Source organism: Pseudomonas sp. PI1 (genome assembly GCF_000812405.1).
In the GTDB taxonomy this organism is placed as follows: domain Bacteria; phylum Pseudomonadota; class Gammaproteobacteria; order Pseudomonadales; family Pseudomonadaceae; genus Pseudomonas; species Pseudomonas citronellolis.
Map to the genome: position 1 here is coordinate 86,611 of NZ_JWMC01000011.1, position 13,897 is coordinate 100,507.

Here is a 13,897-nt window from a genome sequence, read left to right on the forward strand (position 1 = left end):
CCTGCCCGCGCTTTGGGCGACAATGCGCCATTCGTTTTGCGGAGCCTTTCCATGTCCCAACCTGTCGACGCCATTCTCGACGCCACCGGCCTGAACTGCCCCGAACCGGTCATGATGCTGCACAACAAGGTGCGCGACCTGCCGGCCGGCGGCCTGCTCAAGGTCATCGCCACCGACCCCTCCACCCGCCGCGACATCCCCAAGTTCTGCATCTTCCTCGGCCACGAACTGGTGGAACAGCAGGAAGAGGCGGGCACCTACCTGTACTGGATCCGCAAGAAGCTCGATTGAGCCTCTCATCGCCGACGATGTTTCCTGGACGTAGGGTGAATAACCGTTCGCGGTTATCCGCCGTTTGGCCTTGGCCGAACCCCGCTCGGGGCCGAGCCTGGACATGCTTGCGGGAAGCGCCAGGCCCGGCCATGGCGTTGACGATGAGATAGGCCAGTCGGCGGATAAAACCGTAGGCGTTATGCGCCCTACGTCGGCCATCACGAAACACCTCGCGCTTGACCTTTCCATGGCGAAAACGAATGCTGCCCGTTCTCCATCATTGGAAATGGACATGCCCGCCATGAAAGCCCTGGACATCGAGGCCGTGCAGGCCTTCGTGCTGGTCGCCGAGCTGAAGAGCTTCACCCGCGCCGCCGAGGCCCTGGCCAGCACCCAGTCGGCGGTGAGCCTGAAGATCAAGCGCCTGGAAGACCACCTCGGCCGCCGCCTGCTGGAGCGCACGCCGCGTCTGGTGCGCCTGTCCGCCGACGGCGGGGTGTTCCTGGAGGCGGCCCGCGGCCTGGTGGCGGCGCACCGCCAGGCGCTGGGCGCGTTCGCAGGCGGCCAGCCCAGGCGGTTGGTGGTCGGCATCAGCCACCACATCGTCGGCGCCGAACTGCCGGGCCTGCTGCGCCAGCTCACCCGCGCCGAGCCGGGCCTGCTGCTGGAACTGCGGGTGGACAGCTCGCGGGAAACCCTGGAGCGCTTCGACCGCGGCGAACTGGACGTGGCCCTGGTGCTGCAACAGGGCCCGCCGCGGCAGGACGGCGAGGTGGTGCTGCAGGAACCCTTCGCCTGGATGGGCGCTGCCGACTTCCAGCCATTGCCCGGCCAACCGCTGCCCCTGGCCACCCAGGCCGAGCCTTGCAGCGTGCGGCGCATGGCGGTGGACGCCCTGGACCAGGCCGGGGTGGCCTGGCGCGAGGTGTTCGTCGGCGGTGGGTTGATGACCATTGGCGCGGCGGTCAGCGCCGGGATAGCCGTGGCGGCCCTGGGCCGCCGGGTGGCGCCGGCGGGCTGCGAGGACGTGGGGGCGCGGCTGGGGCTGCCGGCGTTGCCGGGGCGGGATGTGTTGCTGTTTTCTCACCCGCGGGATGCGCAGGCGCGGGGGATGTTGCGGACGTTGGTGGCGGCGGTGCGGAGTACGGTGGGGTAGGGGATGGCTATCCGACCTGGGGGCTTTTCGTAGGAGCGGGCTTGCTCGCGAATGGAGTTTCCCGGTAACTGCGGTGTTTTGGATTGACTCCGTTCCCTCTCCCTAACCCTCTCCCTGAAGGGAGAGGGGACCGTTCGGCGTGTGCTGGTATTTCCGTGTCAGCCGGCTTGCACTGAGTGGCCGGCTGACACCAAATCCTTTCTCGGCACGGACAAGCCCCCTCTCCCTTCAGGGAGAGGGGGCCGTTCGGCGTGCGCTGGTATTTCCGCGTCAGCCGGTTTGCATCGAGTGGCCGGCTGACACCAAATCTTTTCTCGGCACGGGCAAGCCCCCTCTCCCTTCAGGGAGAGGGCTGGGGAGAGGGTGCTCTTGGTCTGGCGCCGAAGCCCCGGGAAGCCTCGTTCGCGAGCAAGCTCGCTCCTACGAAAAGCCCACCCTCACCCCACCAGCACCCGCGCCACCCGCGCCACGCCCCAGGCCATGCCCAGCACCATGAAGGCGCCGAAGGCCAGCCCTGCCAGCTGTGCCGCCAGTTCCCGTTTCTGCCTGTCGTTCATGGCAGTCGCTCCAGCCCTGGCCGTGCCAGGTACAGGACTTCGTAGCCGACGCTGTCCGCACGAAGCTCCAGCGCCCCGGCGCTCACGCTGAAACGCAGCAGCCTCCAGCGTTGCAGGTCGGCCACTACCCAGACCGCCAGCACATCCTCCCGGTCCAGCAACGCCTCGCCGGCGGCCAGGGCGCCGTCGCGCAGGGCGGCGCCTCTATCCGGCAAGGGTAGTTCTTCGCGGTACAGCGCGCGGGCCGGGCGATCAAAGGCCGGGCCGCGGCGGGCGTCCAGGGGCAGCCAGGTTTCCACCGCCGGCCGGCCGAAGCTGTCGATCACCCCCTGGAAGGCTTCGCCGGCCAGGAAGGCCGTGGCGGCGGCCGCTTCGTGCCAGAGGTAGACCGAGGCGTAGAGGTTGCCTTCGGCGCCGTGGCGGCCCTTTTCCTGGAGGACGAAGGCCTTGCACGCCAGGCCCGGCCAGGCGTCCCACTGCGGGCCCTTGGCGGCGGCGCGTTGGCGGATGGCGTCGAGATCGTGCTCCGCCGGCAGGCGGTGGCTGTATTGCATGGCGAACATGGCGGGCTCCTTTTCAGCATGGGCTGGAAGGAGTCTGCGCGGCCGCTTTCATGCGAAACAGATATTGATGCTTGTTTCAGTGATTCGATCTAGAAATCATTGAAACCCAGCTCGCCCTGGGACTGTTCCGGCTTCGGACGTGCCGGGCGCTGGCGGGCCGGCGGCACGGGCGCCTTGCGTGGCGCGCTGTTTTCCGCTTCCGGCTCCGGCGGCGGCAGGGCCAGGCGGCAGCTGCGCACCGTCCACCAGCGCGGCAGCAACTGGCGCACTTCGCTGCGGCCGAAGCGGTCGTCGATCAGCCAGACCACGCCTTCGTCCTGCTGGGTGCGGATCACCCGGCCGGCCGCCTGCACCACCTTCTGCAGGCCGGGGTAGAGGTAGGTGTAGTCGTAGCCGTCGCCGAACTGGTTATGCATGCGCTGGCGGATTTCCTCGTTCACCGTGTTCACCTGGGGCAGCCCCAGGGTGGCGACGAAGGCGCCGATCAGGCGGTCGCCGGGCAGGTCGATGCCCTCGCCGAAGGCGCCGCCGAGCACCGCGAAGCCGATGCCGCGGCCGCCGTTGCGGAATTGTTCGAGAAAGCCCTCGCGCTCGCTCTCGTCCATGTTGCGCGCCTGCACCCAGACCGGCACGCCCGGCTCGTCGCGGACGAAGCGTTCGCGCACCTGCTCCAGGTAGGCGTAGCTGCTGAAGAAGGCCAGGTAGTTGCCCGGCCGCTCGCGGTACTGGCGCGCCATCAGCTCGCAGATCGGCCGCACCGACTGGGCGCGGTGCTGGTAGCGGGTGGACAGGTTGCGCACCACCTGCACCTCCAGCTGCTCGGCGCGGAACGGCGACTCCACGTCGATCCAGGCGGTGTCCTCGGGCAGGCCCAGCAGGTCGCGGTAGTAGTGCGCCGGCGTCAGGGTGGCGGAGAACAGCGTGCAGCTGTGCGCCTCCTCGAAGCGCGGGGCGAGGAAGGGCGCGGGGATGACGTTGCGCAGGCACAGCGTGGAGTAGACCCGGCCGCTTTCGGTCTGGCGGCGGGTGATGTCGAACAGCGAGTGCTCGCCGAAGGCCTCGGCCAGGCGGCAGAAGGCCATGGCGTCGAGGTAGAAGCTCAGCAGCTCAAGGCTGTTGCCGTCGGGCTGTTCGCTGAGGTGGTCGGTGATGGCGGTCACCGCCTTCTGCAGCGCGAGGATGAACAGCTCCGGGGCCAGCGGGTAGACCTGGTATTCCAGCTCCTGGTCGCGGTGCAGCTGGTTCCAGTGGCGGCCGACGCGTTCCAGCGCGCCCTTGAGCTTGGCCGGGGCGACGCGGCGCAGGTCCTGGAAGTCGGCCTGGTCCAGCTCGCCGGTGTACATCTTGCGCCCGCGCTCCACCAGGTTGTGGGCCTCGTCCACCAGCAGCGCCACCTTCCATTCGTTGAGCGCGGTGAGGGCGTAGAGCAGGGCGCTCATGTCGAAGTAGTAGTTGTAGTCGCACACCACCACGTCGGCCCAGCGGCTCAATTCCTGGCTCAGGTAGTAGGGGCAGATGCCGTGCTCGCGGGCCACCTCGCGGACCCGCGCCTGGTCCAGCCAGGCGCCGTCGAGGGCGGCCAGGCGCGCGGCCGGCAGGCGGTCGTAGAAGCCCTTGGCCAGCGGGCAGGAGTCGCCGTGGCAGGCCTTGTCCGGATGCTCGCAGGCCTTGTCGCGGGCCACGTGTTCCAGCACCCGCAGCGGCAGTTCGGGCTCGTCCTGGCGCAGGCTGGCCAGGGCTTCCAGGGCCAGGCGCCGGCCGGGGGTCTTGGCGCTGAGGAAGAACAACCGGTCCAGGCCCTGGCCGGGCATGGCCTTGAGCTGCGGGAACAGGGTGCCGAGGGTCTTGCCGATGCCGGTGGTGGCCTGGGCCATCAGGTGGCGGCCATCGCGGGCGGCGCGGTACACCGCCTCGGCGAGCTGGCGCTGGCCGTGGCGGAACTGCGGCCAGGGGAAGCGCAGGCTTTCCAGGGCGCCATCGCGGGCCGCGCGGTGGGCCATCTCGCGTTCGGCCCAGACCACGAAGCGCTGGCAGTGCTCCTCGAAGAAGGCGTGCAGTTCGTCGGCGCTGAAGCTTTCCTGGAACACCGTTTCCTTCTGCGTCATGACGTTGAAGTAGACGACCGCCAGGTCGATTGCCTCCAGGTCCTGCAGGGCGCAGAGCAGCCAGCCGTAGACCTTGGCCTGGGCCCAGTGCAGCTGGCGGTGATTGTCGGGGATGCGCGAGATGTCGCCGCGGTGCGTCTTGATCTCTTCCAGGCAGTTGCGCGCCGGGTCGTAGCCGTCGGCGCGGCCGCGCACCAGCAGGTTGCGGTAGGCGCCGGCCAGCGGCAGCTCGGCGAGGTAGCCGGGGCCGCGGCGGCCGACCACGGTGGCGTGCCCGGCCATGCCTTCCTGGGCGCTGGGCGAAGGGGTGAAGCGCAGGTCGAGGTCGCCGACCTTGGCGGTGAATTCGCAGAGGGCGCGCACCGCGACCTGGTAGTTCATTCCGCCGGCTCCCCGGCCCAGGTCACGTAGCAGACCTCCACCGGCATGCCGTGCTCGGCGCAGAAGGCCAGCCAGCGCTTCTGGTTGTCCTGCAGGCGGTCGCCGGGGCCCTTCACCTCGATCATCCGGTAGCCGCGCTCGGCGGGGTAGAACTGGATCAGGTCGGGCATGCCGGCGCGGTTGGCCTGCAGGTCTTCCAGCAGGCGGCCGAACCAGGCCTTCAGGTGCGCCGCCGGCAGGCAGGCCAGGGCCTGTTCCAGCAGGCTTTCGTCCAGCAGCTCCCAGAACACGAAGGGCGATTGCAGGCCCTGCTTCTCGCGGTGGATGCGGCGCATCTCGTCGGCGTAGGCGCCGCTGTCCAGCAGCGCCAGGCGTGCTTCGAACAGCTCGGCGCGGCGGGCGCGGAACCGGCTGTCGTAGAGGTCCGCGGGGCCGGCGTGGAAGGGGTGGAAGAAGGCGCCGGGCAGCGGGGCGAAGACGGCTTCCCAGCAGAGCAGGCCGAACAGGCCGAGGACCAGGGTGTTCTCCACGTAGTGCACCGGCGCTTCGGGGCGGGCCAGGTGCAGCTGCACGCACTGCTCGACGCTCAGGCCGGACTGCGGCTCCAGCTCCAGGTCGATGCGTGGCGGCGGCACGGCCTTGGCCTTCGCCGGCTGGGCGTGGCCGAGCTGGCGGCGCAGGCGCACCAGGGCGCGCTCGATCAGCTGCGCCTCGGCGGCGTCCTGGGGCTGGGCCGCGGCCTGCAGGGCCAGGTCATAGGCTTCGGCGTGGCGTTCCAGGCGCTCCAGCACCCGCACCTGGCGCTGGCGGGCGCTGGCGTGTTCGCTGGCGGCATAGACCTGCAGGGCGCCTTCCCAGTCGGCTTCGCGCTCCAGTTGCTGGCCGATGTGGAACAGCACGCGCCCGCGGCGGCGCTGCAGCTGGGCGGTGCCGCAGTCGACGCTGGCGATCAGCGGCAGCAGTTCCTGGGCCGCGGCGCCCAGGTCGAAGGCTTCGCGGCAGCGTTGCAGGAACAGGTGCGCGTCTATCTCCTCGCGGCTGGCGAAGCCGCGGGATTCGCGGGTCAGCGGGACGGTTTCGTAGCGCAGGATGCCCAGGTCGGTGAGGACGAATTCGGTCCAGTCCTGGTACAGGTTGCCGAAGAACATCAGGCGCAGGCGCTCCACCTGGGGCGCGATGGCCAGGCTGTAGACCGCCTCGTCCAGCTGCGGGCACCAGTCAGCGAAGGTGCGCGGTGCGGGTTCGGCCTCGGCCAGTTCGGCCAGCAGCTCCGGCTTGCGCAACTGGCGGCTGGACAGCTGGGCGCCGAAGCAGTCGAGGATCTCGTCCTTGCGCAGCAGGCCGAAGAGTTCCTCCAGGCCCAGCGCGGCGGCGCCATCCAGCCAGCCGGCCTCCAGCAGCGGCGCGGCGGCCCGGCGCGGGCAGCCGATCTCGGCGTAGTCCAGCTTGCTGGCGCGAAAGTGCGGGCCCTTGCGCATGATCAGCCGCACCAGCAGGGCGCGGGCCTCCAGCGGCATGGCCTGAAAGTCGCGGAGGAAGGCGCGCTCGGCGGTGTCGAAGAGGTCGTCGTAGCGTTCTTCCAGCCAGCCGAGGGCGCGGTGGAAGTTGGCCAGGTAGTAGAAGCGCGGGTCGGTCTGGAAGGGCATGGGCGAGGGCAGGGGCTGTATCTTTATACAGATATCAGGTGGGATGGGGATTGGCAATCGGTGGGGGATGGGCGGGGGGATTTGTTGGTGGGGCTTTTGGGCTTTTCGTAGGAGCGAGCTTGCTCGCGAATGGCGTCTCCCTGTCGCTACATCGCCTGGGGTTGACTCCGCTCCCTCTCCCTAACCCTCTCCCTGAAGGGAGAGGGGACCGTTGGGCAGGGCTGGGTGTTCTGGAGTCAGCCGGCAACACCGAAGGTTTCCGGCTGAAACCATTCCTTCTCTCGGCACGGACTAGCCCCCTCTCCCTTCAGGGAGAGGGTTGGGGAGAGGGGCGGATTTACCTTTGGCACCAGTGCAACCGGGATACTCCGTTCGCGAGCAAGCTCGCTCCTACAGTTTCAACGCCGGCCTTAATGTTTCCCGCGCCCCGGTCGCTTTGGGTTTCAAATCCCCCGCACGACGAGGTCGGGTATGCGCCAGCACAACCGTATCGTATTCCGCTCCATGTTCCGCATCCGCGTGCTCGACGCTGGCGGCGAGCTGCTCGGCTATGTCGCCGACCTGTCCGAAAGCGGCCTGAAGATCCGCTGTGACGTGCTGCTGGCGCCGGACAGCCAGTTGGAGCTGCGCCTGCGCATGCGTGACCGCGAGGAGCGCATGCGCGAGGCGCAGGTGAAGGTGCGTTGCGTGTGGTCGGGGGAGAACGCCCAGACCGGCCAGTACGAGGCCGGCCTTGCGCTGGAGCAGCCTTCGGTTTCCTTCAACGAGCTGATGACCGAGCTGCGCGCCGGGCGCCGCAGCGCCACGCCCAACTGATCAGCCGAGGGTGCCGAGGACGTTCACCGCGACCCGCTCGGGTATCTCGTTCTGCGACAGCACGTGCAGCCCCGGGCTGAAGACCCTTGCATAACGCGCCAGCAGCGGGCGCAGCTGTGGCATCACGGTGAGGATCGGCGGGTGGCCTTCCTTGCGCAGCTTCTCCTTCACCACCGGCATGGTGTTCTGCAGCTGGTTGAGCAGGTTGGGCTCCACCGGGATGTTGTCCAGGCTCACCGGGCCGGCCTGCTGGGCGATGGCCAGGGCGCTGAGCAGGGTGTTCTCCAGGTTGTTGTCGAGGATGAACACCGACAGCTCGCTGCGCTCACCGGCGATGCCCGAGACGATGCTGCGGCGCAGCGCGTAGCGCACGTCGGAGGCCAGCAGCACCGGATCCTTGGTGGTCTCGGCGGCTTCCACCAGGGTGGTGGCGATGCTCACCAGGTCGCGCAGCGGCACCTGTTCCTGCAGCAGCTGGCGGTACACCCGGTGCTGCAGGCTGAAGCTCAGCTGCGCGCGCAGGTGCTCGGCGAGCTTCGGCGCCTGGGCCGCCAGGCGCTGCATCAGGTGCTCGACGTCGTCGTGCTTGAAGATGTCCGGCAGGTGCTCGCGGATCACCTTGTTCAGGTGGGTGGCGATGACGCTGGCGCAGTCGATCACCTGGTAGCCGAGGTTGAGCGCGCGCGGCTTGTCCTCCGGGCGGATCCACACCACCGGCATCAGGTAGGCCGGGTCGTGGCCGAGGATGCCGTCGACCTCGCCGTAGGTTTCCGCCGAGGGAATGGCCATCAGGCGGTCGGCGTGCAGCTCGGCGCCGTCGATGCGCTCGCCGCTGATGTGGATGGCGTACTGCGAGGCCTTCAGCCGCAGGCTGTCGCGGATGTGGATTTCCGGCAGCAGGAAGCCCAGGCTCTCCGACAGCGTCTGGCGCACCCCGCGCACGCGCTGCACCAGGGGCGCGCCGCCGGCCTCGTTGACCAGCCCGACCAGCTTGTAGCCCAGGGAGATGGACAGCCGCTCCACCAGCGGGATGTCTTCCCAGCCCAGCTGCTGGGCGCGTTCCTGGTCCATGGCCTTGCCGATGGCCTCGACCTGCTCCAGGCTCTGCGCCTCGCCCGGCGGCTCGGCCAGGGACACGCGCCAGGCGACGAAGGCGATCAGCGCGGCGAAGCTGAGGAACGCCAGGTGCGGCATGCCGGGGACTATCGCCAGCACCGTGACGATGCCCGCCACCGTGTACAGCAGCGAGGGCGAAGCGAGCATCTGCCGGCGCACCAGCGCGGTGATCTCCGCCGACTCGTTGACCCGCGTGATGATGATCGCCGCCGCGGTGGACAGCAGCAGCGCCGGGATCTGCGCCGCCAGGCCGTCGCCGATGGTCAGCAGGGCGTACTGGCGGAAGGCGTCGGCGCCGGCCATGGCGTAGACGAACACGCCGATGGCCACGCCGCCGAACAGGTTGATCAGCAGGATCAGGATGCCGGCGATGGCGTCGCCGCGGACGAACTTGCTGGCGCCGTCCATGGCCCCGTAGAAGTCGGCTTCCTTGGACACCTCGGCGCGGCGCTTCTTGGCCTCGGCCTGGTCGATCAGGCCGGCGTTGAGGTCGGCGTCGATGGACATCTGCTTGCCCGGCAGGGCGTCCAGGGTGAAGCGCGCGGTGACTTCGGAGATGCGCTCGCCGCCCTTGGTGATGACCATGAAGTTGATGATGGTGAGGATCACGAAGACGATCAGGCCGACGATGAAGTTGCCGCCGATGACCACGTGGCCGAAGGCCTCGATCACCTTGCCGGCGGCCGCCGAGCCGGTGTGCCCGTCGAGCAGCACCACCCGCGAGGAGGCCACGTTCAGCGACAGCCGCAGCAGGGTGGTGACCAGCACCACCGTGGGCAGCAGCGAGAAGTCCAGCGGGCTGCGCGAGGACACGCTGACCATCAGCACCAGCAGGGCGATGCCGATGTTGAAGGTGAAGAGCACGTCCAGCAGCAGCGGCGGCAGCGGCAGGATGATCATCGCGAGGATGGAGAGGATGACCAGCGGGATGCCGATCCGCCCGCTGCGCAATGTCGGCAGGAGCTGCTCGAGGAAGTTCATGGTTGGCCTCTGCTTGCCAGGCTGTCGGGGATGGGGAGGTTCTTGGCCAGTTCCGGCTTGCGCTGTCTTCGCCCCTGGCGGTAGGCGCGCAGCTGCAGGATGTAGGTGAGGACGTGGGCCACGGCGGTGTACAGCCCGGCCGGAATCTGCTGGTTGACCTGGGTGCTGAAGTAGATGGCGCGGGTCAGCGGCGGCACCTCCAGCACTTCAAGATTGTGCTTGGCGGCCATCTGGCGGATGTACAGGGCCATGTCGTCCATGCCGCGGGCCAGCACGTAGGGCGCCTGGGCCTTGTGCGGGTCGTACTTGAGGGCCACGGCGAAGTGCGTCGGGTTGGTCAGCACCACGTCGGCCTTGGGCAGCACGCGGTTGATCTGGCGCTGCAGCAACTGGCGCTGTACCTGGCGGATGCGCGCCTTCACTTCCGGGCGGCCTTCCTGGGTCTTGTGCTCCTCGCGGCGCTCCTGCTTGGTCATGCGCATGCGCTTGCGGAACAGGAAGCGCTGCAGCGGGATGTCCAGCAGGGCGAAGAACACGAACACCGCCAGCAGGCCGATCAGGGTGTCGAACAGCAGGCCCAGGGCGCCGCCGATGGCGCTGCGGATGTCGCTGCGCTGCAGGGCGATGAGCTGCGGCAGGGCGTCCAGCAGCAGGTACCAGGCCACGCCCAGCAGCACCGCCATCTTCAGCAGCGACTTGAGCAGCTCGGTGAGGTTCTGCAGCGAGAACATCCGCGCAAGACCCGTGATGGGGTTGAGCTTGCTGGCCTTGAAGGCGAGGTTGGCCGAGGCGAATATCCAGCCGCCGGGGACCATGCCGAAGGCCACCACCAGCAGCGGGGTGAGCAGCAGCGGCAGCAGCAGCTGGACCATCAGCCAGATGTGCTGGCCGAGGATCAGCGCCAGGTCGTCCAGGCCCACCTCGCTGCGGTTCAGGTCCAGGTAGGCGAAGCGGAAGCTGTCGGCCAGGCCGTCGAAGAAGCGCCCGACGCAGGCCTTGAGCACCAGCAGGGTGCAGAGCAGCGCCACGGTGCCGGCCAGGTCCTTGGAGCGCGGCACCTGGCCTTTCTGCCGGCTCTGGCGCAGCTTGTGCTCGCTGGCCTCTTCGGTCTTTTCCTGGGAGCCGCCCTGTTCAGCCATGGCCGGTGCCTCGCAGCAGCTGGCCGAGGTTGTCCAGCAGCGCGCGGGTCAGCTGCAGGTAGGTGTCGGGCAGGCCCGGCAGGGTCAGGCGGATGCACGCAAGGCCGGTGAGGATGGCCATGGGGAAGCCCAGGGAGAACAGGTTCATCGCCGCCGAGATGCGGTTGAGCAGGCCGAAGCAGAACTGCACGAGGAACATGCAGAAGGCCAGCGGCAGGCTGATCAGGGTGGCCGCGGAGAACACCCAGGCCAGGGCGTAGGCCAGGGTGGCGAAGCCGGCGTAGGCCAGGCCGCCGCCCACCGGCCAGTAGTGGAAGCTCTGGTAGAGCACGCTGACCACCAGCAGGTGGCCGTCGCTGGCGAGGAACAGCAGGGCCAGCAGCAGGAAGTACAACTGGCCGACCACCGAGGACGAGGACACGCCGTTCACCGGGTCGTTGTAGCGCGCCATGGCCATGCCCATCTGGGTGGAGACCACCTCGCCGACCAGGCTGAAGATCACGAACACCAGTTGCAGCGCAAGGCCCAGTACGGCGCCCACGGCGATCTGCTCCAGCGCCGCCAGCAGCCCTTCGGCCGACAGCGCTTCGATGGCCGGTGGGCGGGGCAGGGCGCCGGCCAGCGCGAGGGTCAGGCCGATGGCCAGGAGGATGCGCACCTGGCGCGGCAGCGAGCGGTGGTTGAGCAGCGGCGCCATGGCGAGCATGGCCATGATCCGGCAGAACGGCCACCAGTAGCGCTGCAGTTCCTGCAGGTACTGGCTGGCCTGCAGCAGCGACTCGTTGGCGTGCATGGCTAGCCGACCAGGTGCCCGGCCTGCTTGAAGGTTTCGATGAACAGGTCGCTGAGGGTGCGCAGGATCCAGTGCCCGGCGAACACCAGCATGCCCAGGGTGATCAGCAGCCGCGGGAGGAAGCTGAGCATCTGCTCGTTGATCTGCGTGGCGGCCTGGAAGATGCTCACCAGCAGGCCGCCGAGCAGGCTCGGCAGGACCAGTACGCAGACCACGATGGCGGTGATGTGCACGGCGTTGGCGATGATCTCGACGGCGTATTCCGGGGTGAGCATGGCGGCCTCAGAACGGCTGGATGCTGGAGGTGAGGGTGCCCATCAGCAGCGCCCAGCCGTCGACCAGGACGAACACCATGAGCTTGAACGGCAGCGAGATCATCATCGGCGAGAGCATCATCATGCCCATGGCCATGAGCACGCTGGCCACCACCAGGTCGATGACCAGGAAGGGCACGAAGATCATGAAGCCGAGCTGGAAGGCGGTCTTCAGCTCGCTGAGCACGTAGGCCGGCAGCAGCAGGGAGAAGTCCAGGTCGGCCTTGTTCGCCGGCATCTTCTCGCCGGCCAGGGCCAGCAGGGTGTCCAGGGAGGTCTTGCCGGTCTGCGCGAGCATGAAGCGGCCGAGGGTGGCCTTGGCCTTGCCCAGGCCTTGCTCCAGGGTGATGGCGTCGGCCTGGAAGGGCTCGTAGGCCTCGGTGTACACCTCCTTCCACACCGGGCGCATGACCAGCAGCGTCATGCACAGGGCGATGCCCACCAGCACATTGTTCGGCGGGCTCTGCTGCAGGCCCATGGCCTGGCGCAGGATGGCCAGCACGATGATGAAGCGGGTGAAGCTGGTCATCATCAGCAGCATGGCCGGCAGCAGCCCGAGCAGCGTCATCACCACCAGGATCTGCAGCTTCACGCTCAGCTCCTGGCCGTGGCCGGTGTCGTTCAGGCTCAGCAGGGAAATCTCGCCGCCGGCGGCCAGCACCACGCCGGGCAGCATGCCGGCCAGCGCCAGGCCCAGGGCCAGCCAGTGCCGCGCGCGCTTCATCGGGCCAGGTCGTCCAGGCCGGCGCCGCACAGTTCCAGCACGCGCAGGCCGTAGTTGCCGTTCATCACCACCACCTCGGCCTTGGCGAACAGCGCGCCGTTGACCTTCAGGTCCAGCGGCTCGCCGGCCAGCTTGTCGAGGGCGATGACGCTGGAGGCGTCGACCTCCATCAACTCCTTCAGGGAAATCTCGGTGGAGGCCACCTCCAGGGTGAGGTTCACCGGGATCTTGCCGAAGAAGCTCAGGTCCTGGCGCGGCGCGGCCAGCGCCTCGGGGCCGGCCGCTGGCGCCTCGTCCAGGGCCAGGCCGGCGTCGTTGAGGAGGTTGTCCAGTTCGCTGTCGGTGACTTGGCTCATGGGCTTTTCACGCTCTCGAGGGAGGTCAGGAAGAGGCCGCCGTCTTCTTCGAAGAGGGTGCCGCGGAAGAGTTTCTGCTGGTTCACCTGCACCTCGCAGCGCTCCAGCAGGCGCACCGGCAGGATGTCCCCGGGGCGCAGCTGCAGGGCCTGGGCCAGCGGCATCTGCAGCGCCGCGATGACGCAGTCCAGGCGCACCGGCAGGTGCAATAGATGCTGCGCCGGGCTGCCGCCCAGGCGCGCCGGCGGCGGGCCGGCCAGGCGGGTGGTGAGCGCGTCGGCCAGCTCGGCGTCCAGGTAGATGAACAGCGAGGCCTGGCTGCCGGTGATGTGGCTGAGGAAGTGGAACTCGGCCACGTACTCCCAGCTCGCCAGCTCGTAGTCGTTGTCGTGGGGCGTCAGCTCGCCGAAGGTGTCGCCCAGCAGCAGCGAGCGGGCGAACAGCTGGGTCACGTCCACCCCCAGGCGCTTGCGCATGCGCTGCTCGGAGGTGCTGATCGGCGGGGTGTCGTGGCTGGGCAGCGAGGTGCCGCCGTAGTAGCACTCCAGGGCTTCGGTCAGCAGCGGGCGGTCGATGGCGAAACCGACCTTGCCGGAAGGGCAGCGGAAGATGCATTCGGCCGGCCGCGGCGCACTTTCCTGGACCTCGACTTTCTGCAGTTCCAGGTTGATGCGATAACTACGCAGGAAATAATCGCTGATGATGCGCGGATGCTTGTGGGCGATCTCGCGAATATATTGCGGAACCTTGTGGTAATGCCGGCCCAACTTGTGCGGCTGCAGGCGCACGAGTCTTTCCGAGGGCACGCCGTGGTGGACTTTGGATTGGCCAGTCATGGGTTGGGTCGACTTCCGGAAGTGGGGCTGCGCAGGGGTTCGCCGGGGCGCGGCCTGAGGCGGCGCGGGGTGAACCCTGGGTGCTCGTCGCGGGCATCGGTTCGACGCGCGGCAGAGCCTGCGATTGGGGCGGAAGTCTAG

General features: G+C 68.5%; 13 protein-coding genes. 3 read left to right on the forward strand and 10 right to left on the reverse strand.

Annotated features, from left to right (window positions below; genetic code table 11):
- Window positions 1-51 precede the first annotated feature (51 nt).
- Both tusA and RN02_RS04465 read left to right on the forward strand, forming a co-directional pair.
- The gene (gene tusA, locus RN02_RS04460) at window positions 52-291 is read left to right on the forward strand and encodes a sulfurtransferase TusA (RefSeq protein WP_009622807.1); all 240 of its coding nucleotides are present in this window, start codon (window positions 52-54) and stop codon (window positions 289-291) included.
- Between the two features lie 274 nt (window positions 292-565).
- A complete protein-coding gene (locus tag RN02_RS04465) occupies window positions 566-1,429 on the forward strand; it encodes a LysR substrate-binding domain-containing protein (protein ID WP_225617152.1) in 864 nt (287 codons plus the stop codon).
- Between the two features lie 553 nt (window positions 1,430-1,982).
- Here the strand turns inward: RN02_RS04465 and RN02_RS04470 are convergent.
- The 3 genes from RN02_RS04470 to RN02_RS04480 all read right to left on the reverse strand — a co-directional run bounded on the left by RN02_RS04470 (window position 1,983) and on the right by RN02_RS04480 (window position 6,681).
- On the reverse strand, window positions 1,983-2,549 hold the full coding sequence (locus RN02_RS04470) for a DUF4865 family protein (RefSeq protein ID WP_043313257.1): 567 nt from the start codon (window positions 2,547-2,549) through the stop codon (window positions 1,983-1,985).
- An 89-nt stretch (window positions 2,550-2,638) separates the two neighbouring features.
- Entirely contained in the window at window positions 2,639-5,035 is a 2,397-nt protein-coding gene (locus RN02_RS04475) for an ATP-dependent DNA helicase (RefSeq protein WP_043313259.1), read from the reverse strand.
- Window positions 5,032-6,681, reverse strand: coding sequence for a VRR-NUC domain-containing protein (locus RN02_RS04480; protein WP_043313260.1), 1,650 nt, complete (start codon window positions 6,679-6,681; stop codon window positions 5,032-5,034). Before RN02_RS04480 ends, RN02_RS04475 begins: the two co-directional genes overlap by 4 nt.
- Before the next feature lie 471 nt (window positions 6,682-7,152).
- On the opposite strand from RN02_RS04480, the gene RN02_RS04485 reads away from it, so the two are divergent.
- Window positions 7,153-7,497, forward strand: coding sequence for a PilZ domain-containing protein (locus RN02_RS04485; protein WP_009622801.1), 345 nt, complete (start codon window positions 7,153-7,155; stop codon window positions 7,495-7,497).
- On the opposite strand, the gene RN02_RS04490 is transcribed toward RN02_RS04485, so the two are convergent.
- From RN02_RS04490 to RN02_RS04520, 7 genes are read right to left on the reverse strand one after another with little or no spacing between them, the layout of a single operon-like run.
- Entirely contained in the window at window positions 7,498-9,594 is a 2,097-nt protein-coding gene (locus RN02_RS04490; protein WP_009622799.1) for a flagellar biosynthesis protein FlhA, read from the reverse strand. It abuts the gene before it with no gap.
- A complete protein-coding gene (locus tag RN02_RS04495) occupies window positions 9,591-10,733 on the reverse strand; it encodes an EscU/YscU/HrcU family type III secretion system export apparatus switch protein (protein WP_043313262.1) in 1,143 nt (380 codons plus the stop codon). Before RN02_RS04495 ends, RN02_RS04490 begins: the two co-directional genes overlap by 4 nt.
- Window positions 10,726-11,526: a flagellar biosynthetic protein FliR gene (gene fliR / locus RN02_RS04500; protein WP_043271856.1), complete on the reverse strand. Its 801-nt coding sequence runs from the start codon at window positions 11,524-11,526 to the stop codon at window positions 10,726-10,728. Before fliR ends, RN02_RS04495 begins: the two co-directional genes overlap by 8 nt.
- 2 nt (window positions 11,527-11,528) lie before the next feature.
- Window positions 11,529-11,801: a flagellar biosynthetic protein FliQ gene (locus RN02_RS04505; protein WP_009622793.1), complete on the reverse strand. Its 273-nt coding sequence runs from the start codon at window positions 11,799-11,801 to the stop codon at window positions 11,529-11,531.
- A 7-nt stretch (window positions 11,802-11,808) separates the two neighbouring features.
- A complete protein-coding gene (fliP, locus tag RN02_RS04510; RefSeq protein ID WP_043313264.1) occupies window positions 11,809-12,564 on the reverse strand; it encodes a flagellar type III secretion system pore protein FliP in 756 nt (251 codons plus the stop codon).
- A complete protein-coding gene (gene fliN / locus RN02_RS04515; RefSeq protein ID WP_009622789.1) occupies window positions 12,561-12,920 on the reverse strand; it encodes a flagellar motor switch protein FliN in 360 nt (119 codons plus the stop codon). The genes fliP and fliN overlap by 4 nt, the downstream gene beginning before the upstream one ends.
- On the reverse strand, window positions 12,917-13,756 hold the full coding sequence (locus RN02_RS04520) for a FliM/FliN family flagellar motor switch protein (RefSeq protein ID WP_043313266.1): 840 nt from the start codon (window positions 13,754-13,756) through the stop codon (window positions 12,917-12,919). The genes fliN and RN02_RS04520 overlap by 4 nt, the downstream gene beginning before the upstream one ends.
- Window positions 13,757-13,897 lie beyond the last annotated feature (141 nt).

Coding starts and splice junctions, on each gene's coding strand:
- tusA (WP_009622807.1), top strand. CDS start 52: ATGTCCCAACCTGTCGACGCCATTCTCGACGCCACCGGCCTGAACTGC.
- RN02_RS04465 (WP_225617152.1), top strand. CDS start 566: ATGCCCGCCATGAAAGCCCTGGACATCGAGGCCGTGCAGGCCTTCGTG.
- RN02_RS04470 (WP_043313257.1), bottom strand. CDS start 2,549: ATGTTCGCCATGCAATACAGCCACCGCCTGCCGGCGGAGCACGATCTC.
- RN02_RS04475 (WP_043313259.1), bottom strand. CDS start 5,035: ATGAACTACCAGGTCGCGGTGCGCGCCCTCTGCGAATTCACCGCCAAG.
- RN02_RS04480 (WP_043313260.1), bottom strand. CDS start 6,681: ATGCCCTTCCAGACCGACCCGCGCTTCTACTACCTGGCCAACTTCCAC.
- RN02_RS04485 (WP_009622801.1), top strand. CDS start 7,153: ATGCGCCAGCACAACCGTATCGTATTCCGCTCCATGTTCCGCATCCGC.
- RN02_RS04490 (WP_009622799.1), bottom strand. CDS start 9,594: ATGAACTTCCTCGAGCAGCTCCTGCCGACATTGCGCAGCGGGCGGATC.
- RN02_RS04495 (WP_043313262.1), bottom strand. CDS start 10,733: ATGGCTGAACAGGGCGGCTCCCAGGAAAAGACCGAAGAGGCCAGCGAG.
- fliR (WP_043271856.1), bottom strand. CDS start 11,526: ATGCACGCCAACGAGTCGCTGCTGCAGGCCAGCCAGTACCTGCAGGAA.
- RN02_RS04505 (WP_009622793.1), bottom strand. CDS start 11,801: ATGCTCACCCCGGAATACGCCGTCGAGATCATCGCCAACGCCGTGCAC.
- fliP (WP_043313264.1), bottom strand. CDS start 12,564: ATGAAGCGCGCGCGGCACTGGCTGGCCCTGGGCCTGGCGCTGGCCGGC.
- fliN (WP_009622789.1), bottom strand. CDS start 12,920: ATGAGCCAAGTCACCGACAGCGAACTGGACAACCTCCTCAACGACGCC.
- RN02_RS04520 (WP_043313266.1), bottom strand. CDS start 13,756: ATGACTGGCCAATCCAAAGTCCACCACGGCGTGCCCTCGGAAAGACTC.